26 protein-coding genes are annotated in these 25,077 nt (G+C 43.1%); 24 read left to right on the forward strand and 2 right to left on the reverse strand.

Features of this window, described 5'->3' with window-relative positions; translation table 11 throughout:
• Window positions 1-101 precede the first annotated feature (101 nt).
• From C6Y07_RS09245 to pyrG, 7 genes are all read left to right on the forward strand, one after another.
• The gene (locus tag C6Y07_RS09245; protein WP_106156609.1) at window positions 102-1,277 is read left to right on the forward strand and encodes an acetyl-CoA C-acetyltransferase; all 1,176 of its coding nucleotides are present in this window, start codon (window positions 102-104) and stop codon (window positions 1,275-1,277) included.
• Window positions 1,278-1,296: 19 nt separating this feature from the next.
• A complete protein-coding gene (locus C6Y07_RS09250) occupies window positions 1,297-2,160 on the forward strand; it encodes a 3-hydroxybutyryl-CoA dehydrogenase (RefSeq protein WP_106036441.1) in 864 nt (287 codons plus the stop codon).
• 11 nt (window positions 2,161-2,171) lie between these two features.
• Entirely contained in the window at window positions 2,172-3,284 is a 1,113-nt protein-coding gene (locus C6Y07_RS09255) for an acyl-CoA dehydrogenase family protein (protein ID WP_106038969.1), read from the forward strand.
• 16 nt (window positions 3,285-3,300) lie between these two features.
• Complete coding sequence (locus C6Y07_RS09260; protein ID WP_106156611.1) at window positions 3,301-4,443, forward strand: acyl-CoA dehydrogenase; 1,143 nt, start codon at window positions 3,301-3,303, stop codon at window positions 4,441-4,443.
• Between the two features lie 145 nt (window positions 4,444-4,588).
• Window positions 4,589-4,786, forward strand: coding sequence for a hypothetical protein (locus C6Y07_RS09265; protein WP_034660309.1), 198 nt, complete (start codon window positions 4,589-4,591; stop codon window positions 4,784-4,786).
• Between the two features lie 237 nt (window positions 4,787-5,023).
• Window positions 5,024-5,566, forward strand: a complete 543-nt coding sequence (gene rpoE, locus C6Y07_RS09270; RefSeq protein WP_034660308.1) for a DNA-directed RNA polymerase subunit delta — start codon at window positions 5,024-5,026, stop codon at window positions 5,564-5,566.
• Between the two features lie 238 nt (window positions 5,567-5,804).
• Window positions 5,805-7,412, forward strand: coding sequence for a glutamine hydrolyzing CTP synthase (gene pyrG / locus C6Y07_RS09275; RefSeq protein ID WP_003215143.1), 1,608 nt, complete (start codon window positions 5,805-5,807; stop codon window positions 7,410-7,412).
• A gap of 40 nt (window positions 7,413-7,452) precedes the next feature.
• Here the strand turns inward: pyrG and C6Y07_RS09280 are convergent, their stop codons facing one another.
• Window positions 7,453-7,983, reverse strand: a complete 531-nt coding sequence (locus C6Y07_RS09280) for a DUF2529 domain-containing protein (protein WP_106038971.1) — start codon at window positions 7,981-7,983, stop codon at window positions 7,453-7,455.
• A 180-nt stretch (window positions 7,984-8,163) separates the two neighbouring features.
• Here C6Y07_RS09280 and C6Y07_RS09285 point away from each other — a divergent pair, with 180 nt between their 5' ends.
• The 10 genes from C6Y07_RS09285 to C6Y07_RS09330 all read left to right on the forward strand — a co-directional run bounded on the left by C6Y07_RS09285 (window position 8,164) and on the right by C6Y07_RS09330 (window position 18,557).
• Window positions 8,164-8,538 (forward strand): response regulator, encoded by a 375-nt coding sequence (locus C6Y07_RS09285; protein ID WP_003214681.1) that lies wholly within the window; start codon window positions 8,164-8,166, stop codon window positions 8,536-8,538.
• A gap of 178 nt (window positions 8,539-8,716) precedes the next feature.
• Complete coding sequence (locus tag C6Y07_RS09290) at window positions 8,717-9,574, forward strand: class II fructose-bisphosphate aldolase (RefSeq protein WP_034660304.1); 858 nt, start codon at window positions 8,717-8,719, stop codon at window positions 9,572-9,574.
• Window positions 9,575-9,686: 112 nt separating this feature from the next.
• Window positions 9,687-10,325 (forward strand): fructose-6-phosphate aldolase, encoded by a 639-nt coding sequence (gene fsa, locus C6Y07_RS09295; RefSeq protein WP_034660303.1) that lies wholly within the window; start codon window positions 9,687-9,689, stop codon window positions 10,323-10,325.
• 247 nt (window positions 10,326-10,572) lie between these two features.
• Window positions 10,573-11,862, forward strand: coding sequence for a UDP-N-acetylglucosamine 1-carboxyvinyltransferase (locus C6Y07_RS09300; protein WP_034660302.1), 1,290 nt, complete (start codon window positions 10,573-10,575; stop codon window positions 11,860-11,862).
• Between the two features lie 32 nt (window positions 11,863-11,894).
• Window positions 11,895-12,860: a class II fructose-bisphosphatase gene (gene glpX, locus C6Y07_RS09305; protein ID WP_012011567.1), complete on the forward strand. Its 966-nt coding sequence runs from the start codon at window positions 11,895-11,897 to the stop codon at window positions 12,858-12,860.
• Between the two features lie 364 nt (window positions 12,861-13,224).
• Window positions 13,225-14,508 carry a transcription termination factor Rho gene (gene rho, locus C6Y07_RS09310; RefSeq protein ID WP_003215202.1) on the forward strand — a complete coding sequence of 428 codons (1,284 nt, stop codon included), beginning with the start codon at window positions 13,225-13,227 and terminating at the stop codon, window positions 14,506-14,508.
• A 130-nt stretch (window positions 14,509-14,638) separates the two neighbouring features.
• The gene (gene rpmE, locus C6Y07_RS09315) at window positions 14,639-14,839 is read left to right on the forward strand and encodes a 50S ribosomal protein L31 (RefSeq protein ID WP_003215407.1); all 201 of its coding nucleotides are present in this window, start codon (window positions 14,639-14,641) and stop codon (window positions 14,837-14,839) included.
• 87 nt (window positions 14,840-14,926) lie between these two features.
• Complete coding sequence (locus C6Y07_RS09320; protein ID WP_003214626.1) at window positions 14,927-15,529, forward strand: thymidine kinase; 603 nt, start codon at window positions 14,927-14,929, stop codon at window positions 15,527-15,529.
• A gap of 279 nt (window positions 15,530-15,808) precedes the next feature.
• A complete protein-coding gene (malS, locus tag C6Y07_RS09325) occupies window positions 15,809-17,509 on the forward strand; it encodes an oxaloacetate-decarboxylating malate dehydrogenase (protein ID WP_066031615.1) in 1,701 nt (566 codons plus the stop codon).
• A 91-nt stretch (window positions 17,510-17,600) separates the two neighbouring features.
• Window positions 17,601-18,557, forward strand: a complete 957-nt coding sequence (locus C6Y07_RS09330; RefSeq protein WP_060597492.1) for an AEC family transporter — start codon at window positions 17,601-17,603, stop codon at window positions 18,555-18,557.
• Between the two features lie 34 nt (window positions 18,558-18,591).
• Here C6Y07_RS09330 and racA read toward each other — a convergent pair whose 3' ends face one another.
• Window positions 18,592-19,140 (reverse strand): chromosome-anchoring protein RacA, encoded by a 549-nt coding sequence (gene racA / locus C6Y07_RS09335; protein ID WP_106156613.1) that lies wholly within the window; start codon window positions 19,138-19,140, stop codon window positions 18,592-18,594.
• A 210-nt stretch (window positions 19,141-19,350) separates the two neighbouring features.
• Between racA and prfA the strand changes: the two genes are divergently transcribed.
• The 7 genes from prfA to C6Y07_RS09370 all read left to right on the forward strand — a co-directional run bounded on the left by prfA (window position 19,351) and on the right by C6Y07_RS09370 (window position 25,025).
• Window positions 19,351-20,418, forward strand: coding sequence for a peptide chain release factor 1 (prfA, locus tag C6Y07_RS09340; RefSeq protein WP_034660298.1), 1,068 nt, complete (start codon window positions 19,351-19,353; stop codon window positions 20,416-20,418).
• Window positions 20,408-21,292, forward strand: coding sequence for a peptide chain release factor N(5)-glutamine methyltransferase (gene prmC / locus C6Y07_RS09345; protein ID WP_106156614.1), 885 nt, complete (start codon window positions 20,408-20,410; stop codon window positions 21,290-21,292). The genes prfA and prmC overlap by 11 nt, the downstream gene beginning before the upstream one ends.
• Window positions 21,293-21,434: 142 nt before the next feature.
• Window positions 21,435-21,914, forward strand: coding sequence for a hypothetical protein (locus tag C6Y07_RS09350; RefSeq protein WP_034660296.1), 480 nt, complete (start codon window positions 21,435-21,437; stop codon window positions 21,912-21,914).
• 118 nt (window positions 21,915-22,032) lie between these two features.
• Window positions 22,033-22,689 carry a stage II sporulation protein R gene (gene spoIIR / locus C6Y07_RS09355; RefSeq protein WP_034660295.1) on the forward strand — a complete coding sequence of 219 codons (657 nt, stop codon included), beginning with the start codon at window positions 22,033-22,035 and terminating at the stop codon, window positions 22,687-22,689.
• A 63-nt stretch (window positions 22,690-22,752) separates the two neighbouring features.
• Window positions 22,753-23,196 carry a GNAT family N-acetyltransferase gene (locus C6Y07_RS09360; RefSeq protein ID WP_106061452.1) on the forward strand — a complete coding sequence of 148 codons (444 nt, stop codon included), beginning with the start codon at window positions 22,753-22,755 and terminating at the stop codon, window positions 23,194-23,196.
• A gap of 161 nt (window positions 23,197-23,357) precedes the next feature.
• Window positions 23,358-24,410 (forward strand): L-threonylcarbamoyladenylate synthase, encoded by a 1,053-nt coding sequence (locus tag C6Y07_RS09365; protein ID WP_081311467.1) that lies wholly within the window; start codon window positions 23,358-23,360, stop codon window positions 24,408-24,410.
• A gap of 60 nt (window positions 24,411-24,470) precedes the next feature.
• Window positions 24,471-25,025 (forward strand): manganese efflux pump MntP, encoded by a 555-nt coding sequence (locus C6Y07_RS09370; protein ID WP_034660292.1) that lies wholly within the window; start codon window positions 24,471-24,473, stop codon window positions 25,023-25,025.
• Window positions 25,026-25,077 lie beyond the last annotated feature (52 nt).

Genomic DNA, 25,077 nt, shown 5'->3' on the forward strand with positions numbered 1-25,077 from the left:
CAAAACAGGCCGATGAATAGAATGTTCATCGGCTTATACATGGCGCTGTACATCTGCTGTTCAGATAATATGTAAGCGGTAACAAAAGGGAGGGGACATACATGAGTAAGACAGTCATTGTATCTGGAGCAAGAACACCATTTGGAAAACTAGGCGGTGCTTTCAGCGGATTGACTGCCGCAGAACTAGGCGGAATAGCGATCAAAGCTGCACTGGAAAGAGTGCCGAGTTCGCATCATGTGGATGAGGTCATCATGGGAAGTGTTTTGCAGGGAGGACAAGGTCAGATTCCTTCAAGGCAAGCAGCAAGATATGCTGACCTTCCGTGGTCCGTTCCGACGCAAACTATCAATAAAGTCTGTGCATCAGGAATGCGCAGTGTGAGCACAGCAGATCAAATCATTCGAGCTGGAGATGCTGAGGTCATCGTAGCGGGCGGTATGGAATCCATGTCACACGCCCCTTATTTGCTAAAAAAAGCGCGATGGGGCTACAAAATGGGGGATGGTGCGGTACAAGATGCGATGATTTTAGATGGATTAACCTGTTCGTTTACAGGCGTTCATATGGGTGAGTATGGGAGCATGGCTGCAAAGGAGCTTGGTATCACGCGGGAAGAGCAAGACCTTTGGGCACTAAGAAGTCATGAACGGGCCATCGAAGCGCAGAAAAACGGCTTTTTTCAACAGGAAATCACCCCAGTCACCGTCAAGACGAAAACGGGAGAGCGGCTGATCACAGAAGATGAATCCCCGCGGCGTGATACGTCATATGAACGGCTGTCAAAGCTCATGCCTGTTTTTGATCAAACGGGTACCATTACCGCTGGAAATGCACCAGGTGTCAATGATGGAGCAAGTGCGCTTCTTTTAATGAAAGACACATATGCGGAGCAGCATGACGTAAAGCCAATGGCAGTCGTGCTTGGGCATACGCAGGTAGCCGTAGAGGCAAAGGATTTTCCGAAAACACCAGCCTTTGCCATCGAGAAGATATTACAGAAAACAGGCAAGCGTCTAGAGGATATCGATCTCTTTGAAATCAATGAAGCCTTCTCAGCTGTGGCGCTGGCATGTGAAAAAATAACCGGGCTGGACCGGCGGAAAATGAATATCAATGGTGGTGCAGTAGCGCTTGGTCATCCCATTGGTGCAAGCGGAACACGTATCATATTGACCTTGATTCATGCATTGAGACAAAGAGGCGGAGGCATTGGCATCGCGGCGATTTGCAGTGGAGGCGGTCAAGGAGATGCCATCATGATAAAGGTAGATTAAAAGGGAGGCGTTCATCGTCATGAGTACAGAAGAGACCGTCATGGTCGTTGGAGCAGGTCAAATGGGATCAGGCATTGCCCAAGTTTTTGCTCAGTCAGGCTACACAGTCCTGCTGCATGATGCATCTGAAAAGCAGATTCATCGAGCCATTTCCTCCATGACCAAACAACTGACGAAACGAGCAGAAAAAGGAAAGCTGGCCCATCAGGCAGTCCGAGATATTACGCAGCGGCTTGCCGTTTCCACAGATTTAAAGGACGTGCAGCAGACTCATTTAGTGATTGAAGCTGCATCTGAACAAATGAGTGTGAAAAAACAAATCTTTGAAACACTTGATCAATTTGCAGAGGCGAAGACGATATTTGCAACAAACACATCTTCCTTGTCAATCACAGAATTAGCAGCTGTTACGGGGAGACCGGAGCAAGTGATTGGCATGCATTTTATGAACCCGGTGCCTGTCATGAAACTGGTTGAGGTCATTCGAGCGCTGCAAACAAGTGACGACACGTATCAAATCGTTTATGAAACAGCAAAGACATTAAACAAAACCCCAATTGAAGTGGAAGACTTCCCAGGGTTTGTATCAAATCGCATATTGATGCCAATGATCAATGAAGCCATTTACACCCTTTATGAAGGCGTGGCAGATGCAGAAAGCATTGACGGGGTCATGACGCTTGGAATGAATCACCCAATGGGGCCGCTTCGTCTCGCTGATTTCATCGGACTAGATACATGTTTATTTATTATGAATACCCTTCATGAAGGACTTGGGGATAGCAAATACCGACCTTGTCCTCTTTTGAAAAAATACGTAAATGCAGGCTGGCTGGGTAAAAAGACAATGAGAGGTTTTTACACATACCACGACCACTCATAGGGGGAGTCAAGATGGATGTTTTGCTTACGGATCAACAGCGTCTCTGGAGAGAACAGGCAGCAGAATTTGCAAGACAGCGTGTATTCCCTGAAGTGGAAGCCATGGAACAAGGTCAGTTCCCAAGAACACTTTTAGCTGAAATGGGACGCCAAGGCTTTCTAGGGATTCCAATACCAGCTTCGTATCAAGGCTTAGGAGCAGATTTTACAACATATATCATTGCGATTCATGAATTATCCAAAGTGAGTGCGACTATCGGTGTCATTGTGTCCGTTCATACATCTGTTGTGACGATGCCTATTTTGGCTTTTGGAACGAATGAGCAAAAAAAATCCTATGTTCCGCTGCTTGCATCCGGGCAGAAACTGGGGGCATTTTGCCTGACTGAACCCAAGGCTGGCTCAGATGCCTCCAGTATTCAGTTAAGAGCGGAGCGGGCAGGCGACCACTATGTGTTAAATGGTACGAAAATGTTTATTACAAGCGGCGGGGAAGCAGAACTGTATCTTGTCTTTGCAGTGACAGACCCTGCCTCTGCGAAAAAAAATATATCGGCGTTCATTGTCGAAAAAGATACACCAGGATTTACGATCGGAAAAGATGAGAAAAAGATGGGACTGCACGGGTCAAAAACAGTAACGCTTCATTTTGATGGTGTGCGGATTCCAAAGCAGCAGCTGCTCGGTGCAGAAGGAGAGGGCTTTCACATAGCCATGTCTAGTTTAAATGCGGGGAGAATCGGTATCTCGGCTCAAAGCCTTGGTATAGCAGAAGCCGCATTAGCGGAGGCAGTGACGTATTTAAAGCAGCACCCAGCAGGTCTAGAAACGACCATTCGGCTGGGTGATTTGGCGGCGAAGCTTGAAGCAGCCAAGCTGCTGGTCTATCAAGCGGCTTCTTATAAAGAGGCGAATCGTCCGGTCACAAAGGAAGCATCAATGGCAAAGCTATTTGCGTCAAAAACGGCAGTTGAGATCAGTACAGAAGTGATCCATTTGCTCGGCATGGATGGTTATACGAATCGCTATCAAACAGAACGTTACTTTCGTGATGCGAAAGTTTGTGAAATCTACGAAGGAACAAGTGAAATTCAAAGGCTGGTCATTTGTAAACAGCTAATATGAAACGAGGTGGCTCATGATGCAGTTTCAATTAAGTGATGAACATGAAATGATCCGAAAAATGGTGAGAGATTTTGCGAAAAATGAAGTAGAGCCAACAGCAGCAGAGCGGGACGAGACAGAAACGTATGATCCAGCTATTTTTCGCCAGATGGCGGAGCTCGGTTTAACGGGTATCCCTTGGCCGGAAGAGGTAGGCGGGATCGGCAGTGACTATTTAGCATACGTCATCGCAGTTGAGGAGCTTTCAAGAGTGTGCGCCTCTACAGGCGTCACCCTCTCCGCTCACACCTCTCTCGCCTCGTGGCCCATCTATACTTTCGGAACAGATGAACAAAAGGAGACCTATTTAAAGCCGCTTGCAGAAGGACAGAAGGTAGGGGCATATGCACTCACTGAGAGCGGTTCAGGTTCAGATGCTGGTGGAATGAAGACAACGGCAGTAAAGGCAGGCAGTGAATACGTCCTGAACGGTGCGAAAATCTTTATTACAAATGGCGGCATTGCGGATTATTATATTGTGTTTGCCGTGACAGACCAAGAAGCTGCATCTCGAAATACAACCGCCTTTATTGTAGAAAAAGAGACCCCCGGGTTCTCGGTTGGCAAAAAGGAAAGCAAACTGGGCATCCGCTCATCGCCAACGACTGAAATTCGATTTGAAGATTGCCGGATTCATGAAAGGAACCGGCTCGGACAAGAAGGAGAAGGATTCAAAATAGCCATGATGACGCTCGATGGCGGTAGAAACGGTATTGCTGCTCAGGCTGTTGGGATTGCACAAGGCGCTCTTGATGCGGCGGTGAATTATGCAAAGGAGCGCAAGCAATTTGGCAAACCAATCATTCAGCAGCAAGGGATCGCTTTTAAGCTGGCAGATATGGCAACTGCAATTGAAGCCTCCAGGCTGCTTACTTATCAGGCAGCATGGCTTGAAACGAAAGGGTTTCCGTATGGAAAGGAATCAGCTATGTCAAAGCTCTTTGCTGGAGATACAGCCATGAAAGTAACAACAGAAGCCGTTCAAATCTTCGGCGGCTACGGTTATACAAAGGATTACCCAGTCGAACGATACATGCGAGATGCGAAAATCACTCAAATTTATGAAGGCACACAAGAAATCCAGCGCCTAGTCATCTCGCGCAAACTGCTAGATATGTAGAAACCAAGCAAAGACCACCTGACGTGAGGTGGTCTGTTTTGGTGCGATAATCAGTTCTTAAATGTGAAATCATTTCCAATATTGTCCCATGCCACCTTATCAATATGATAAAATGTGCAAAAGTATCAATATGGAGGTTATCATGATGAACACAACATTTATGGGTATTTTAGGATTAGTCACGATGATCATATGGATTATGGTCTCCACAGAGCTTTCAAAGTCTCCAAAAAAGAAGGAAGAAAAAGAAAACAGCCGCAGAAAACTATTTGTCCTCATGCCTGCGGGAATGGTATGTACGATTGCTATCGTTATCTTATTCATTCAGAGAATCCAGTTTTAAAATAGAGATGAACAAACTAAAAGACAAAAAGCATACCGTACACAAAAGCCAGACCAATTTCACGCAGATGGTGCGCCCCATGAGAAAAAATCAAAAATTAACATGATTAAAGGTGGCATAAACTCCTCTAATTTGTTTATAATGAGAGGTATGGTTTGTCGTAAAAATAAGGTATAAACACTTATTATTTCACTGATAAATGGATACATACATGTAATAGAAAGGGAGTGTCTGACCTTGAGTTTGAAAGAATACTCACAGGAGCAGCTCAAGCACATGTCTTTAGTTGAACTTGCATATGAAATTTTCAGAGACAGCAAAACACCGATTACGTTTTCCGAGTTAATAGATGAAATGGTCCGTTTACAAGGGATACAAAAATCTGATCTTGATGATCGACTTGCTCAATTTTATACAGACTTAAATATAGATGGCCGCTTTATTTCGTTAGGTGATCAGAGATGGGGACTTCGCAGCTGGTATCCAGTTGATCAAATCGAAGAAGAAGTTCAGCCAGCTGTGAAAACAAAAGCGAAAAAGAAAAAAACAAAAGCAGCTGTCGTTGAAGAAGACTTCGATGAAATTGAAGAGGAAGAAGAAATCGAAGAGCTTGAAGAAGACCTTGATCTTGTTGAAGACGACGATGATCTCGACCTAGACGATGATGAGGAAATTGACGAAGATATAGAAGACTTCGACGAAGACGATGACGACGAAGATGATGACGGCTTAACAGAAATTGACGAAGACGATTTAGACGATAATAAAGAAGAAAAATAACCCTCACAAACCGGTCCTCAAAACAGGACAAAACCGTCTTGACTTTCGAGAGCGAACTATGTAGTATGTATTTTGGGCTCTCTAAAAAGAGTACGTAAAGATACGTTCATTTACGCTCCCTTTCATTTATTTGAAAGGGAGCTTTCTTATTTTTCAAGAGATTTAGGGATACACTCTAATAAGGATGAAGCTGTGCATGTCTAGTCATGCAAGGGTAAAAAAGAGAGGAGCATACGAAATGACAAAGTATATTTTTGTAACAGGAGGAGTTGTTTCCTCACTTGGAAAAGGGATCACGGCTGCATCGTTAGGCCGCCTTCTGAAAAATAGAGGGATGGATGTCACCATTCAAAAATTCGATCCATATATCAACGTAGACCCAGGGACGATGAGTCCATATCAGCACGGTGAGGTCTTCGTCACAGATGACGGTGCTGAAACAGACCTTGACTTAGGTCACTACGAGCGCTTCATTGATATTAACTTAAATAAGTACAGCAACGTCACAACTGGTAAAATCTACTCTACTGTTCTGAAGAAAGAGCGCCGAGGCGACTATTTAGGCGGAACCGTACAGGTTATTCCCCATATTACAAATGAAATCAAAGACCGCGTGTACCGTGCCGGAAAAGAAACAGGTGCAGATGTGGTTATTACAGAAATCGGTGGAACAGTAGGAGACATCGAATCCCTTCCTTTCCTTGAAGCGATTCGTCAAATGAAGAGTGACATTGGCCGTGAAAACGTGATGTACATTCATTGTACCCTTGTTCCTTACATCCGAGCAGCTGGTGAACTGAAAACAAAACCAACACAGCATAGTGTAAAAGAACTTCGCAGCCTTGGTATCCAGCCAAACGTTATTGTGGTCAGAACTGAAATGCCAATGACCCAAGACATGAAGGACAAAATTGCGTTATTCTGTGATATCGATACAAAAGCTGTTATTGAATGTCAGGATGCAGACACGCTGTACTCTATTCCGCTAGATTTACAAAAACAAGGACTAGACAAGCTTGTATGTGAACATATGAAACTTGACTGCCAAGATGCAGACATGACGGAGTGGACAGCGCTAGTCGATAAAGTACAAAATCTCTCAAAACAAGTCACAATTGGTCTAGTAGGAAAATATGTTGAACTGCAAGATGCATACATTTCTGTCGTTGAATCACTTCGCCATGCTGGTTATGCATTTGATGCAGACGTTCAAATCAAATGGATCAATGCAGAAGAAGTGACAGCAGAAAATATGGCTGATTTCGCGCAAGATGTAGACGGCATCATCGTTCCTGGAGGCTTCGGAGACCGCGGAGTGGAAGGGAAAATCATTGCTACACAATATGCCCGTGAAAACAAAGTGCCATTCTTCGGAATCTGCTTAGGAATGCAAGTTGCGTCGATCGAATATGCGAGAAACGTACTAGGCCTTGAGGGAGCTCATTCAGCGGAAATTGATCCTGAAACAGCATTCCCAATCATTGACCTTCTTCCAGAACAGAAGGATGTAGATGATCTAGGCGGAACACTTCGTCTTGGTCTGTATCCATGTAAATTAAATGAAGACTCAAAAGCATTTGCTGCATACAATGACGAAGTGGTCTACGAACGCCACCGTCATCGCTATGAGTTTAATAATGAATTCAGACAGCAAATGGAAGCCGCAGGCTTTGTCTTCTCTGGTACAAGCCCAGACGGACGTCTTGTTGAAATTATCGAGCTGAAGGATCATCCTTGGTTCCTTGCTTCTCAGTTCCACCCAGAATTCGTCTCAAGACCGACAAGACCACAGCCATTATTTAGAGATTTCGTTGGTGCTTCACTGCAAGCATCTGAATCAAAATAAATCAAAAACTGCCGAGAATATGATCTTCTCGGCAGTTTTTTTATTCATATTCCTCAACGATTTCTTTCACAGTAAACGATAGAGCGTGGTAGACGTATAAGCATGTCATTAAAGCAGGATAACCGAACCTTGTTCCGTCATCAGCGGGCACAAGCGGTTTCTTGAGCTGAAAATCAATGTGGACATCACAATGCTCTTCAATCATGGACGGCTCCTTTTGTGCTGGACCGACACCAACAATGGGCGTACCTTGAGCGTGCAGCTCTTTTACAAGAGATTGAATATCCTCGTCTTCTGGGTCTGAATAAAATAGCAGCACCCTGTCACTTGGATGAAGCAAGCTGAGCTCCGTTTGATCAAGCGGCAGTACTTTCGCACCTGGAAAGGGCTCCTTGCTTTCAGTTGCCTCTAGGGCTACAGCAGCCAGTTCATTCTTTCCGTGAAAATAAACAGCATGTCCACTGACAACGGCTTGTGCAAGAAGGCGTGCACCATCCTCGATCGCTTCAGCCTGCTTTTCTCCAATACGTGAAAAAATACCTGATAACTGGGTCGTGAAAATTTTTAACAAGACTGATTTCCTCCTTCGGTCAGATCATTTTATAATAGAATATAAAGAGAATATTAGGAAAAATGCTCAGAAAATGTCGTAAAGTAAACTATTATAAATAAAGGAAATGTGAAAATCAAACAGAATTATTTAACAACAGCTCTTTTTATGGCGAAAAATGAAAGCAATGGGGTGTAACAGATGAATGAGAAAATTTTAATTGTCGATGATCAATACGGTATTAGAATATTATTAAATGAAGTGTTTCATAAAGAAGGCTATCAAACCTTCCAAGCAGCCAATGGACTTCAGGCGTTAGATATTGTGAAAAATCATAGACCAAACCTTGTCCTGCTTGATATGAAGATTCCCGGAATGGATGGTATTGAAATTTTAAAACGCATGAAATTAATTGATGAAGACATCCGTGTCATCATTATGACAGCCTATGGCGAATTAGACATGATCCAAGAATCAAAAGAACTCGGTGCATTGACGCACTTTGCGAAACCATTTGATATTGATGAAATCCGAGATGCTGTTAAAGAATACTTGCCGCTCGAAACAAATGGTTAGATGGAAATGATTGAATCGAGTCATTCTGTTGCCGATTTGTCGAATAATTGGTATCCTAGATAAGAAGAAGAAAGCGATCTGACTTTGAAAGTTTACATATGGCGAGAAATTCTGGTCATGCTAGGGTGGAGAGCTTTTTTTAGTAAGCAAATTAGCTACATAGGGAGGATTTTTCATCATGCCTTTAGTTTCAATGACAGAAATGTTGAAAGACGCAAAGGAAAAAGGTTACGCTGTTGGACAGTTTAACTTAAATAATTTAGAATTCACGCAAGCGATTTTACAAGCTGCTGAAGAAGAGAAATCTCCAGTTATCTTAGGAGTATCTGAAGGGGCAGGACGCTACATGGGCGGCTTCAAAACAGTTGTCGCAATGGTAAAAGCGTTAATCGAAGAATATAATGTAACAGTTCCTGTTGCGATTCATTTAGATCACGGTTCAAGCTTTGAATCTTGTGCAAAAGCAATCCATGCAGGATTTACTTCTGTCATGATCGACGCTTCTCACCACCCATTCGATGAGAACGTAGCAACAACTGCGAAAGTAGTTGAGCTTGCACATTTCCACGGTGTATCTGTAGAAGCTGAGCTTGGAACTGTTGGCGGACAAGAAGACGACGTCATCGCTGAGGGCGTTATTTATGCTGATCCAAAAGAATGCCAAGAGCTTGTAGAACGCACTGGCATTGACTGCCTTGCACCTGCACTAGGTTCAGTTCATGGTCCATACAAAGGTGAACCAAACCTTGGTTTCGCTGAAATGGAAGAAATCGGTAAAATGACAGGCCTTCCACTTGTTCTTCACGGCGGAACAGGTATCCCAACTGCTGACATCAAGCGTTCAATTTCACTTGGTACAGCAAAAATCAATGTAAACACTGAAAACCAAATTGCTTCTGCGAAAGCAGTACGCGAAACACTTGCTGCAAAAACAGAAGAGTATGATCCACGTAAATATCTTGGACCAGCTCGTGACGCAATTAAAGCGACTGTTATCGGCAAAATGCGCGAATTTGGTTCTTCTAACCAAGCATAATTTGATGAGAACCGAAAGCCGCCTGAGTCACAGGCGGTTTTCTCCATATCTTGAGAAAGCGCAATCAAAATTTACATTTCAGACAATTTATTAATAGGAGAGTGGCACGGTTATGTTATTTTTCGTAGATACAGCGAATATCGCAGACATCAAAGAGGCGCACGAGCTTGGCATTTTAGCAGGCGTGACAACAAACCCTAGTTTAGTAGCGAAAGAAAAGGACGTATCATTCCACGACCGTCTTCGCGAAATCACTGACGTCGTATCAGGTTCTGTCAGTGCAGAAGTCATTTCCCTCAAAGCAGAAGAAATGATTGAAGAAGGAAAAGAGCTTGCTGCCATCGCACCAAATATCACGGTCAAAGTACCGATGACAACAGATGGCCTTAAAGCTGTCAAAGCGTTAACAGACCTTGGTATTAAAACAAACGTCACTTTGATTTTTAGTGCAAACCAGGCATTGCTTGCAGCTAGAGCTGGTGCAACGTATGTCTCTCCATTCCTCGGCCGCTTAGATGACATTGGCCAAAATGGTCTCGATCTCATCAGCGAAGTGAAAACTATTTTTGATGTTCACGGATTAGATACACAAATCATTGCTGCATCCATTCGTCACCCGCAGCACGTGACAGAAGCTGCGCTTAGAGGTGCTCATATCGGCACAATGCCGCTGAAAGTCATCAAGCAGCTGACAAAACACCCGTTAACGGATGCAGGCATTGAGCAATTTTTAGCAGACTGGAATAAATAAGTGATTGTGGCAGGCGGGATTGTCTCCCGTTTGCCGCAGTTTTCCTTAAAAACGCTAAGAAATGTTTTGTGCAAAGAAGAGAACATCACAGCCTCGCAAAGCTTCGATTATTTTTCTTCCGACAAATTTCGTTTAACCTGTATTCTTTCTCTTGATATTGGCTAAATTTTGGACAAGACCTTTTAAAGCGCGACATCCACAAACAGTATAACTCCAACAGTGATCTTCTTTAAGAAGGGAGACAAATATGGAAAAGTTAAACATTGCCGGCGGTGACCCTTTGCGCGGGACCGTACATATTAGTGGTGCGAAAAATAGTGCAGTGGCACTGATTCCTGCCACGATTCTCGCTGATTCTCCAGTAACCATTGAGGGCCTTCCGCATATTTCAGATATTGACACATTACGAGATCTGTTAGAAGAGATTGGCGGAAAGGTTACGTTTGAAAAAGGTGAAATGATCGTCAATCCTTCTTCCATGATCAGTATGCCGCTTCCTAATGGAAAGGTGAAGAAACTGCGTGCATCCTATTATTTAATGGGAGCCATGCTTGGCAGGTTCAAGCAGGCTGTCATCGGACTGCCAGGAGGATGTCACTTAGGACCTAGGCCGATCGATCAGCATATCAAAGGCTTTGAAGCACTTGGAGCCGAGGTGACAAACGAGCAGGGTGCGATTTATTTGCGCGCTGAAAAATTAGTCGGAGCTCGTATTTACCTTGATGTTGTCAGTGTAGGTGCGACCATCAATATCATGCTGGCAGCCGTACTGGCTGAAGGAAAAACGGTGATTGAAAATGCCGCAAAAGAACCCGAAATTATTGATGTAGCGACACTGCTTGCAAGCATGGGAGCCAAAATCAAAGGTGCGGGTACTGATGTGATTCGAATCGAAGGTGTAGAATCTCTTCATGGCTGTAAGCATTCCATCATCCCTGACCGCATAGAAGCAGGCACATTTTTAATTGCTGGTGCTGCGATGGGAGATGAAGTTGTTCTTGATAATGTGATCCCGACTCATTTAGAATCAATTACGGCGAAACTTAGAGAAATGGGGTTCACCATTGAAACGAGCAACGATCAGATGCTGATCGTTGGCAGAAACGAAGGACTCAAGCCTGTCGATATCAAAACCCTTGTGTATCCGGGCTTTCCGACTGACCTTCAGCAGCCGATGACGGCGCTCTTAACAAAGGCGAAAGGCACGAGTGTGGTCACAGATACGATCTACTCAGCCCGCTTTAAGCACATTGATGAATTGCGTCGAATGGGTGCAAACATGAAGGTCGAAGGTAGATCTGCCATTATAACTGGGCAAACGCAGCTTCAAGGAGCAAAGGTCAAAGCAAGTGACCTGCGTGCAGGTGCTTGTCTCGTCGTTGCAGGGTTAATGGCAGACGGTGTGACCGAAATCACAGGGCTTGAACATATAGACAGAGGATATAGTTTGCTTGAGAAGAAGCTTGAAGGCTTGGGTGCAACCATCTGGCGTGAAAAGCTGAATGACCAAGAAATAGAAGAACTTCAAAATTCGTAAGGCTTTGACTGTGAGAGGAGATTTGGACAAAAATGGAAAGAAGTTTATCGATGGAACTAGTACGGGTGACAGAAGCAGCCGCATTAAAATCTGCCCGTTGGATGGGAAGAGGATTAAAAGACGAAGCGGATGATGCTGCAACAAGTGCAATGCGTGATGTATTTGATACCATTCCGATGAAAGGAACAGTGGTCATTGGCGAGGGAGAAATGGACGAAGCACCAATGCTTTATATTGGGGAAAAGCTTGGGAACGGATACGGACCCCGCGTGGATGTTGCTGTTGATCCATTAGAAGGAACAAATATTGTGGCAAGCGGCGGCTGGAATGCCTTAGCTGTTATTGCGGTTGCAGATCATGGCAACCTGCTGAATGCACCTGATATGTACATGGATAAGATCGCAGTAGGTCCAGAAGCGGTAGGCTGCATCGACATCGAAGCGCCTGTCATTGATAATCTTCGCGCTGTGGCAAAAGCAAAAAACAAAGATATTGAAGATGTCGTTGCAACGATTTTAAACAGAGATCGACATGAGAAAATTATTGCTGAACTGAGAGAAGCAGGAGCAAGAATTAAACTGATCGATGACGGTGACGTTGCAGGAGCCATTAATACAGCATTTGATCACACAGGTGTTGATATTCTATTTGGTTCAGGCGGAGCGCCAGAAGGTGTCCTTTCTGCTGTTGCGTTAAAGGCACTTGGTGGTGAAATCCACGGAAAGCTTCTTCCTCAAAGTGAAGAAGAACTGAGACGCTGTGAGAAAATGGGGCTGGATGTTGGCAAAGTCCTAAGAATGGAAGACCTCGTGAAAGGCGACGACGCCATTTTTGCAGCGACTGGTGTAACAGACGGCGAGCTATTAAAAGGTGTTCAATTCAAAGGCTCTGTTGGAACAACACATAGTGTTGTTATGCGTGCGAAATCGGGTACAGTTCGTTTCGTAGACGGCAGACACAGCTTAAAGAAAAAACCGAATCTTGTCATTCGTCCGTAATCTGAAAGCGGGTATTCATTACCCGCTTTTCATATAGGTGTCAAATGTATATCATTTTCTTTTTAAAGTTGAATATTCTCTGCAAATGAGGTAAAACTAAAGAGTGCTGCGAAATTTTCTGCGAATTTACTTCTTTTAAGCTTCAACAAGTTTAAATACTGCCGCATCATGACGATATACTCATTATCCTTCTCTATGTTGACAAAGCTCAATTTCACATTGTTCCTATCTTTTACGATAAAACGAGTGGGAGCGTTACCATGAGAGCGAGGTCATTCCAACAAAACGGAATTAAAAGCTAATCAAATACAATGGTCATGCATTTGTAATGAAATACATTGACTAGAAAAGTGTGGTGTCCATATTGAAAGATGTTTCGATTTCATCTTTGGAAAATATGAAATTAAAAGAGCTGTATGAGTTAGCAAAAAAATACAAAATCTCTTATTACAGCAAACTAACAAAAAAAGAATTAATTTTTGCCATCTTAAAGGCGAACGCTGAGCAAGAGGATCTCTTATTTATGGAAGGGGTTCTTGAAATTATTCAGTCTGAGGGATTTGGTTTCTTAAGACCAATTAACTATTCTCCAAGTTCTGAAGACATTTATATTTCAGCTTCACAAATCAGACGCTTTGATTTACGAAACGGAGATAAGGTGTCTGGAAAGGTACGACCTCCAAAAGAGAATGAACGCTACTATGGCCTCCTTCATGTAGAAGCGGTAAATGGGGACGACCCAGAATCAGCTAAGGAACGTGTTCACTTTCCTGCACTCACGCCGCTATTCCCTGATCGTCAAATGATTCTTGAAACACAGCCTAATCACCTGTCTACTAGAATTATGGATATGATGGCGCCAGTTGGGTTTGGGCAGCGTGGTTTAATTGTTGCACCGCCTAAGGCTGGGAAAACCATTTTGCTCAAAGAAATTGCCAACAGCATTTCTGAAAATCACCCAGAGTCAGAGCTGATTGTCCTTTTGATAGACGAACGCCCGGAGGAAGTAACAGATATCGAACGTTCTGTTGCAGGGGATGTTGTTAGTTCAACCTTTGACGAAGTACCGGAAAACCACATTAAAGTAGCAGAGCTTGTATTAGAGCGTGCCATGCGTCTTGTTGAACATAAGAAAGATGTCATCATCTTAATGGACAGCATCACAAGGCTTGCTCGTGCATACAACCTTGTCATCCCGCCAAGCGGCCGAACGCTTTCCGGCGGTATTGATCCAGCGGCCTTCCACCGTCCAAAACGCTTCTTTGGTGCTGCGCGTAACATTGAAGAAGGAGGAAGCTTGACGATTTTAGCCACTGCGCTTGTGGATACGGGATCACGTATGGATGATGTGATTTATGAGGAGTTTAAGGGAACGGGGAACATGGAGCTTCATTTGGACCGATCTCTTGCAGAAAGAAGAATTTTCCCAGCGATCGACATTCGTCGTTCTGGTACGAGAAAAGAAGAACTGCTTGTACCAAAAGAGCATCTTGACCGTCTATGGGCGATGAGAAAATCGATGTCAGATACACCTGACTTTGCTGAGAAGTTCATGCGCAAAATGAGAAAAACAAAGACAAACCAAGAATTTTTCGATATTTTAACGCAAGAATGGAAACAAGCGAACATGTCTGCATCAAGAAGATAGCTTGTTGAAAAAATACATTTGCAATCATAGACTCACACTGTTATAATTTCATCATGTGCGTTTCAGAATTTATTCTGAGATATTAACTCTGTTTCCGAATTGGATTCAGGGCGGAAGGAGATGACAGTAGATGAAAACAGGAATTCATCCTAACTACAAAAAAGCTACAGTCAAATGCGCTTGTGGAAATGAGTTTGAAACTGGATCAGTAAAAGAAGAGGTACGCATCGAGATTTGCTCTGAGTGCCATCCTTTCTATACAGGCCGTCAAAAATTCGCTTCTGCTGATGGACGTGTTGACCGCTTTAACAAAAAATACGGTCTTAAGTAATAATAGATACAATAAACAGGCAGGAATCCGTTCTTGCCTGTTTTTTTACGTGGATTGATGGAACTTTAAAACGGGGGAGAAGACCTTATGTATGTGATGAAACAAAGCGGTTGGCTTGAAGTCATCTGCGGAAGTATGTTTTCTGGAAAGTCGGAAGAATTGATTCGGAGAGCCAAAAGAGCCACCTTTGCCAAACAAGAAGTAAAAATATTCAAACCAGCGATTGATAACCGATATAGTACAAGCTCAGTTGTCTCACATAACGGTTCATCAGTCGATGGGATTGCAGTAGCCTCACCAAAAGACATAATAACGCACATATCAGAAAGAACCGATGTCATTGGCATTGATGAGGTGCAATTTTTTGATGAGACAATCATTGACATTGTCACTCAATTGGCTGATAAAGGTTACCGAGTCATTGTTGCAGGCCTTGATCAAGATTTCAGAGGAGAGCCATTTGGTGTTGTTCCGCATTTAATGGCATGTGCAGAGCTTGTAACAAAACTTCAAGCAGTTTGTTCGGTATGCGGCTCCCCAGCGAGTAGAACACAACGCTTGATCGACGGTAAACCCGCATCCTATGATGATCCCATTATTTTAGTAGGTGCGCAGGAATCATACGAAGCACGATGCAGACATCACCATGAAGTACCAAGACTTGACGTTGGTACAACACTTGACAATTAAAAAAATAGCAAATGCCGCTGTGTTTCGTTTTTCGAGATTTTGGCTGAACACCCATCATTTGTACTTAAATAAATTAAATAACGCTACGAAAAAATTATCTAATTTTCAACGCTTGCGTTTTAGCATAAGCAGGCATAAAATGACTAACTGTAGTGTAAAGCATTTTAACGAAAAGTTCGATTTCTTGTCATAATTTTTTTGATTAAGGATTTTCCTCCTTAATCGTTCTTTAAATTAATAGTTCACTTTATTTATATTTTAGAAAGAGGGTAGTTTTTGATGAACAACGTGAAGAAAACAAAAGAAGGGTACCTCGAAACCACTTTGACAGGTAAAGATGTATTATCGATTCCAACGTTGAACAAAGGCGTTGCTTTCTCTGAAGAAGAAAGACAAGAGCTTGGACTAGAAGGCTTACTTCCTCCAACTGTTCTCACTCTAGAACAACAAGCGGAGAGAGCGTACAAGCAATTTCTGGCACAGCCAGATCGTCTTCGTCAAAACGTATACTTAAGTGATTTGCAAAACCGTAACGAAGTATTGTTCTATAAGCTTCTAACAGACAAGCTTCGTGAAATGCTTCCTGTTGTGTACACACCAACTGTTGGTGAAGCGATTCAAGAATACAGCCATGAATACAGAAGACCTCATGGTGTCTATCTTTCAATCGACAACATTGACGGCATTGAGAAAGCATTTGAAAACTTACATGCAACAGCAGGAGATATTGACCTTATCGTTGCAACTGACTCTGAGAGCATTCTTGGAATTGGTGACTGGGGTGTTGGTGGTATCAACATCGCAATCGGTAAATTAGCTGTTTACACGGCTGCAGCAGGTATTGATCCAAGCCGCGTAATTCCAGTCGTATTAGATGTTGGCACAAACAATGAAAAATTATTGAATGATCCATTATACATCGGAAACCATCACAAACGTGTACAAGGTGAAAAATACGAAGAATTCATTGATGCTTATGTAAAAGCAGCGCTTAAATTCTTCCCGAAAGCCTTACTTCACTGGGAAGACCTTGGAAACAAAAATGCGCGTAACATCATGAAAAAATACAATGATAACATCTTAACGTTCAATGATGATATTCAAGGTACTGGTGCCATTACTTTAGCGGGTGTTCTTGCAGCTGTCAAGAAAACTGGTACTCAATTGAAAGATCACCGTGTTGTCATTTTCGGAGCTGGATCAGCTGGTATCGGAATCGCAGATCAAGTGCGTGACGCAATGGTCCTTGAAGGTCTAACGGAAGAAGAAGCCAACAATGCATTCTGGACATTAGACTACAGAGGTTTGCTAACAGATCAATTTGAAGATGAAGTGCTTGATTTCCAAAAACCATACCTTCGTTCTTCTGCTGAAGTAGAAGGCTGGGCACGCGATGAAAAAGGACAAATCTCATTTGCTGAAACTGTTCGCCAAGCGAAGCCAACAATCCTTATCGGTACATCAGGTCAAGGCGGTGCATTCACTGAAGAAATCATTAAAGAAATGGCAGCTCATACAGAGCGTCCAGTGATCATGCCAATGTCTAATCCAACACCACTTGCTGAAGCAGTGCCAGAGGATCTATTCAAATGGACAGACGGCCGTGCACTGATTGCGACAGGAAGCCCGTTCGAAAACGTTGAGTATAACGGAATCGAATATGAAATCGGACAATCAAACAATGCGTTCGTTTTCCCTGGACTTGGTCTTGGTTCGATCGTAACAGAATCAAAAATCATCACAAAAGCCATGTTCGTCGCTTCTGCGAATGCAATTGCTGAAATGGTTGATCATGAGAAACCAGGTGCTGGTCTACTGCCAAGCATTGATAAATTGCAAGAAGTGTCAATCCATGTGGCTGTTGAAGTAGCGAAAGCAGCTATTGAAGATGGTGTCGCAAGAAAAACGCCTGACAACATCGAACAAGCTGTGAAAGATGCAATGTGGATTCCTGAATATAAAAAAATTGTAAGAGCATAATAAAAAGTGTAACGCGGCATTGTTTCGGGTAATCTAAGCAATGCCGCAATAAAATAAGAGACATGTAAAAGATTCAAGGAGGAATAGTAAGATGGACTTTTTAAATATTTTGATCCTCCTAGCACCGATTTTTTTCGTTATCGCGCTGGGTTGGTTCGCAGGGAACTTCGGCAGCTATGACGCTAAATCTGCAAAAGGTGTAAGTACACTTGTTACAAAGTATGCTTTGCCAGCGCACTTTATCGCCAGCATTCTGTCAACACCAAAAGATAAATTCTATAGTCAAATTCCATTTTTCATTGCATTGATTTTCGGAATCGTTGGTTTTTATATCATTATCCTTTTAGTTACGAAATTTGCTTTTAAATATGATTTAACAGATTCATCTGTTTTCTCGTTAAACTCAGCACAACCGACCTTTGCATTTATGGGGATTCCGGTCTTGGGCAGTTTATTTGGGGCTCAAGAAGTTGCAATTCCGATTGCTATTACCGGAATAGTTGTAAATGCATTGCTTGATCCAATTGCCATTATTGTGTCAACTGTCGGTGAAAAAACAAAAGGAAAAGCCAAAGACGGCGAAAGTTTCCTAAAAATGACAACAAAAGCGATTTTGCACGGTTTATCAGAGCCGCTTGCACTTGCACCGCTAGCAAGTATCATTCTTGTCCTTTTAGGATTTAAACTTCCTGAAATCGGACATGAAATGTTAGAGGAAATCGGAAGTGTGACATCAGGGGTTGCGCTATTCGCAGTCGGTGTCACTGTAGGTATTCGAAAAATTAAACTAAGCTTACCAGCATTTAGTATTGCACTATTAAAAGTAGCTGTACAACCGCTACTTATGTATCTTATTGCCGTTCTTATGGGTCTTTCGGCTGACGAAATTACAAAAGCTGTATTGCTTGTTGCCTTCCCAGGTTCAGCTGTTGCAGCGATGATCGCAACACGATTTGAGAAACAAGAGGCAGAAACTGCATCCGCATTTGTGATCAGTGCCATCATGTCACTCATTACATTACCGATCATTATTGCACTTACCGTATAATATAGTAGAAGGCTGCCTCATGAGGCAGCCTTTCTTAGCGAAATGAATGAAACAGAGGGAAGAGCACACGCTTTTTTTTGATGTCAGGGTGTGTGATTTCCTTTTTTTCTTCTATTTGAGAGGGTTGTTTCAAGCTCGCGGCAAGACGCTCAAGTTTAGTGGTGAGATCTTCAATTTCTCTGCGGTGCTGAAGCAGCTGGTATGATACACCTTCATCTGCTTTTTTAGCCAGTTTCCGTTCGAGTTCTTGCAGTCGATTTTCTACATCAGTGACATGCAATTGCTGCTGAATGAGCTGTTTCACTTGCTTTTCTAATGCTTCAATCCGCCTTGTGGAGGCATCAGTTTCTGCAGCAGGTGATAACTGTTGAACGGTTTCCTCGTGGATTGGCAGTCGAATGTCTTGGAGGATCACACCTTCACTCATTTGGTGTTTGACTTCTTTGAGCAGCTGTACAATTTCTTCATGAAATTCATAATGTCCGAGTTCATTCCGGGCGACAGGGATGTTGAGCTGTTTAACCCAACGCTGAATCGTTTTTGAAGAAACACCAATTTCTTTTGCAACCTCATTTGTATTCAAACCAAATGCCCTCCCTTTTTTCAATTATAAGTACCATTCTCTTCAAGGAGGACCTGTTCCTTCACGTTAGACAAAACAAGTAACCAATCGCCAAAGATCGTGTTTTCTAGCGAAAAATTGCAGAAAATCAATTGTTTTGGAAATTTTTTTGACTGTCATACCCCGCTATACTATAATTAGACTGTTACGCACAAAACAGAGGTGAAGACCATGTTAGACCGTTTAAAATCAATTGAAGAACGCTATGAAAAGCTAAATGAATATTTAAGTGATCCTGAAGTGGTGAACGACCCTAAGAAGCTTCGTGAATATTCGAAGGAACAATCTGATATTCAAGAAACTGTTGAGGTATATAGACAATATCGTGCGGCATACGACCAGTTAAGTGAAGCGAAAGCAATGCTGGAAGAGAAGCTGGATGCCGAGATGCGCGACATGGTCAAAGAAGAAATTTCAGAGCTCACAGAGGAAACGGAACGTTTAGAAGACGAGCTGAAAATCTTGCTGATCCCGAAAGATCCGAATGACAACAAAAACGTTATTGTGGAGGTTCGTGGTGCAGCGGGAGGAGAAGAGGCCGCGCTTTTCGCTGGAAATCTTTACCGTATGTACAGCCGTTATGCTGAAATGCAAGGCTGGAAAACGGAAGTGATGGAAGCGAGTGTCACTGGCACAGGCGGTTATAAGGAGATTATCTTTATGATCAGCGGGAAAGGCGCATACTCCAAACTAAAGTTTGAAAACGGCGCACACCGCGTGCAGCGTGTTCCGGAAACAGAATCAGGCGGACGGATTCATACATCAACAGCGACAGTTGCTGTCTTGCCTGAGGCTGAAGAAGTTGAAATTGATATCCATGAAAAAGACATCCGTGTAGATACTTTCACATCAAGCGGACCTGGCGGACAAAGTGTCAATACGACCATGTCTGCTGTTCGATTAACTCACCTTCCAACAGGTGTGGTTGTATCCTGTCAGGATGAGAAGTCGCAAATCAAAAACAAAGAAAAAGCCATGAAAGTGTTACGTGCGAGAATTTATGATAAATTCCAGCGTGAAGCACAGGCTGAATATGATCAAACGCGTAAATCTGCTGTTGGAACAGGGGATCGTTCAGAGCGTATCCGTACGTACAATTTCCCGCAAAACCGTGTAACGGACCACCGCATCGGATTGACGATTCAAAAGCTTGATCAAATTTTAGAGGGAAAACTTGACGAGGTCATAGATGCATTAATTATGGAAGACCAAGCAAGAAAGCTTCAAAATGCAAAATAATCAGCGAACCATCTTTGAAGCCCTTAAATGGGCTTCTTCTTTGTTAACGGAAGCCGGTAGAGACCAAAACGCAGCAGAGCTCCTTTTGATGCATGTACTGGGCCTAAGCAGAAGTGAACTTCTTGCACGTTTTCATGATCTGCTGCCAGAGGAGCAAGATCGGTTATTCAGCGAGTTTGTCACGCAGCATAAGAAAGGCGTGCCTGTTCAGCATCTAACGGGTATTGAATTCTTTTACGGCCGTCCCTTCGAGGTGAACAAACATGTTCTCATTCCTCGTCCTGAAACGGAAGAGGTCGTTTTGGCGGCGCTGGATCTGGTGAGTGACGTCTTCCCGCACGATCAGCCGCTCAAAGCAGTGGACGTTGGCACAGGAAGCGGGGCAATTGCGATTACGCTGGCTCTTGAAAAAGAAACATTATCTGTCACAGCAACGGATATTTCACATGAAGCACTTGCGGTAGCAAAGCGGAATCAACAAGCGCTTGGTGCAGACGTCCATTTTTTACAAGGTGACTTACTCGAACCTATCATGGATCAAGGCATCAAAGTGGATCTGTTTATTTCCAATCCACCTTATATTGCAGCAGAAGAAATGGACAGTTTGTCAGAGGTGGTTACAAAGCATGAGCCAGTGAATGCGCTGACAGATGGACGTGATGGTCTGTGGTTTTACAAGCGTCTCATTCGTGATCTTCACTGTGTACTTCATGAGCAGGCGGTCGTTGTCTTTGAAATTGGACATACGCAAGGGCAAGATGTAAAAGCACATCTCTTGCAGTCATTTCCCGCGGCAGATGTCCGCATCGTCAAGGACATAAACGGGAAAGACCGAGCTGTTTGCGCACACATTCAAAACGGAAAGTCCGGCTGAAAAAAGTCGGACTATTTTATTATGTAAAGATGAAACTTATGGTAAAAGAGAAACGTATATATAGAAGAATGAACATTCTGATCATGATTTTTTTACATAAATTTGTTTTGAAGGAGCGAATGGTGTGAACAGAAGGTATGCGATGGTGTTGGTCATCGTCAGTGTACTATTGATTGTGAGTGCTTGTGGTAAACCGAGCTTTAAAAAAGAAGCAGCAGCATTTGGAGAAAGCTATAAAAAAGCACAATACACAGTGAATCGAACAGATGACCTAACTGACATGAAGGAGAAGCTGAAGTTTTATTTAACTGAGCATGAATATCAAGAATATACACAAGACAGCATGTTCCCGAGCGTGTTAGAAGCAGCAAAGGATCAAGATTGTCAAATTAAGCTGAAGAAAATTACGTTTACGCCTTCAGATGAAAGCGATGACAGAATTGAATTTGACTATGAAATGATGATTCAATTTATTGATCAAAAAGGAAAGGTTAAAAAAGAAATCAAGAAAAAAGGAGCAATGACTGTCATCAAAACAGAATCAGGGTTAAAAATCAGCCGAGATTGGGATGGGAGACTGTACCCTTCCGATTACCAATCCTCACTCCAAAGCCGTTCTTAATGGGACGGCTTTTTTGATTTGACTTATAATCTATTAAAAAAATCATTTTGTCTGTTTATGAGATGGGTTTCCTGGACACAATGTTTGTAGCGAAGAGAAAAAGTGGGGGGAACACATCATGTTTAAAAGTAAAATGATGATTTGTCTTTATATGTTTCTATTATTATGCGGTGCTTTTGCAAACCTTGGAAGGGAGGAGACAGCGGCTGCTTCTGCAAATCAGCCTGTTGTAATACCAGACGAAGCGATCCGTTTACGCATTTTAGCAAATAGCGATCGTTCAGCGGATCAGGATGTGAAAAGAAGCATTCGTGACGAGGTCAATGCCAATATGACAGAGTGGGTTAAAGACCTCACGTCCATTGAAGAAGCAAGACGTGTAATTCGGACCAAGCTGCCAGAAATCAATCGTATTGCCAAAGCGAAATTGAAGGAACAGCACATTGATCAATCCGTCTCAGTCAGCTTTCAAAAAGCCTCATTTCCAACAAAGCTATATGGGAATTTCGTCTATCCTGCAGGGGAATATGAAGCCATTTTAATTACACTTGGAGAAGGGGATGGAGCCAATTGGTGGTGTGTGTTATTCCCGCCGCTCTGCTTTATCGATTTTTCAAATGGAGAAGCCATCGCATCGCCAGAGGGGGATGAGGATAACCAAGTGACAGCGCAGCAAACAGATGAGTCTGTTAATGAAGTGGTGAAAGAAGAGAAAGAAGAGACCGGTGAAGTGAAATTCTTTTTATTCGAATGGGTCTCTAGTCTTTTCTCCTAAAAAAGGTATAAATCTGTTTTTGCCTCATAGAGTTGAAGTAAGAGATCAAAAAGAGGTGAAAGCATGTATTATCAATTAAGAATAGCCACAGAAGAAGATGCCCCAGCGATCAATGCTTTTCTTGAAAAGGGACAAGCGAAAGGCGGCGTCACGCTTGCAGAGCGTACGACATTTGTTGTCATGGAAGATGCGGACGGTCAGCTGGCGGGGTGTTTAGGTCTTGAACAGCTTAGTGAACAAGAGGGCTTGCTGCGGTCCCTTGTCATATCAGATAAACTAGGTCAGGGACACATCGTGTCTTTGTTCCAAAGTGTTCAAACGATCGGAGGAAAAATAGGCGTGGATACTTTTTATGTCGTCGCAAACCACTCCTCCTCACATGACTTTTTGGCATTGATGGGCTTCACGCCATTAGAGGACATTCCAGAAAGCATGTGGGTATCTGCACATGCAAAAGAGATATTGGCGAAAGAACAAGCTGTGGTTCTTCATAAAAAAGGAAGTTAATCACAACATACTGGACTTATACACATACTTATCCACTGTTAAACAAGCGTTATCCACAAATTGTGGACAACGCTTGTTTTATTGATCATCATCTTTTATACTTTCAAAAGGATAATTGAGATATATCAACAGTTTTATCTTTTTTAAAAGGAGTTTGTATGATGTTAAATACAAAAAGGTGGTCTGTGGATTTAGAAAAGAGTTTATCCACATACTATCCACAAATTGAACAGGCAGCTGTGTTATTGCAGCAAAACGAAGTGGTCGCTTTTCCGACAGAGACTGTTTACGGACTAGGGGCAAATGCGAAAGAGACAGAAGCTGTCATGAAAATATATGAAGCGAAAGGGCGTCCAAGTGATAATCCATTGATTGTCCACATTGCGGAGGTTCAGCAGCTTCACGAATTTGCGCAAATAGAAAGTGAAAAAGCAAAGGCGCTGATGGAAGCCTTTTGGCCGGGCGCTTTAACCATTGTTCTTCCATGTAAGCCGGGTGCTTTATCAAAGCAGGTCACAGCAGGTTTATCCACGGTCGGTGTGAGAATGCCTGACCATCCGATTGCGCTTGAGCTCATCCGAGCAGCTGGTCTGCCGATTGCCGCACCAAGTGCCAACCGTTCAGGAAAACCTTCACCGACACAAGCTGACCATGTAGCGAGTGATCTCGATGGAAGAATCGCTGGAATTGTCGATGGCGGTTCAACTGGAATTGGCGTTGAGTCAACGGTTGTATCCTGTGTCGACGAGTTTCCAGTGATCTTAAGGCCTGGCGGGATTACAAAAGAAGCTTTAGAAGAGGTAGTTGGAGCGGTCAGTGTCGACCCGGGGCTGACAAAAAAGGACGAAGCGCCTGTATCGCCAGGAATGAAATACACACACTATGCACCTGAAGCTCAAATGTATCTTTTTTCTGGAAGTGATGAAGAGATGCAGCATCACATTCAAACATACCAGGCAGAAGGTCTAAAAGTGGGCGTGCTGACAACAGAAGAAAAGAAATCGTTGTTTGCGGCAGATGTTGTTTTCAGCTGTGGATGGAGAGGGAAACCTGAAACGATTGCGGCAAACTTATATCGTGTACTGAGACAATTTGATGAGACAGATGTAGATGTCATTATTTCAGAAGCCTTTTCAGAGCAGGGAGTGGGTTCAGCGATCATGAACCGTCTGCAAAAAGCGGCAGGAGGGCGTACCCTCTCTTCGTTCAAATAGTTCTAACCCTTCTTGGACAAACATAGGTTAAAGGAGAATGCGTGTCCAAGGGGGATTTACATGTACGAACTAGCTGGCGAATTGCTGACGCTCAGCATCATGGCTTTTGCACTGGGAATGGATGCTTTTTCGGTTGGACTTGGCATGGGGATGGTTCAGCTGAGGTTCCGCCAGATCATTTATATTGGACTTGTCATTGGGATATTTCATATGTTTATGCCGCTTTTTGGTATGCTGACAGGTCAGCTCCTATCAGGCTGGCTCGGTCTCCTTGCCACCTATATCGGCGGGGCGCTGCTTTTGGTGCTCGGGCTGCAAATGATCGTTGCGTCTATTCGCAAAGAGGATAAACCATTTATCGCACCTGTTGGGGCTGGTCTCGTTCTTTTTGCAACAAGTGTCAGCTTAGACAGTTTTTCCGTTGGTTTAAGTCTCGGAATTTACGGTTCTCACGTGTGGATGACCATTTTATTGTTTGGTTTTTTTAGTATGATCCTCACATGGCTTGGATTATTACTCGGTAAACAGGTTCGATCATGGGTTGGATCATATAGCGGGGCGCTTGGCGGAATCATTTTACTAGCCTTTGGTATCAAATTATTATTTCCGCTCTAGTCAATCTCCTTACATAACATGTAGAATGAAATGCTATATAATAGAAGAAAAG

Source organism: Bacillus sp. LNXM12-1 (genome assembly GCF_003004375.1).
Classification (GTDB): Bacteria; Bacillota; Bacilli; order Bacillales; family Bacillaceae; genus Bacillus.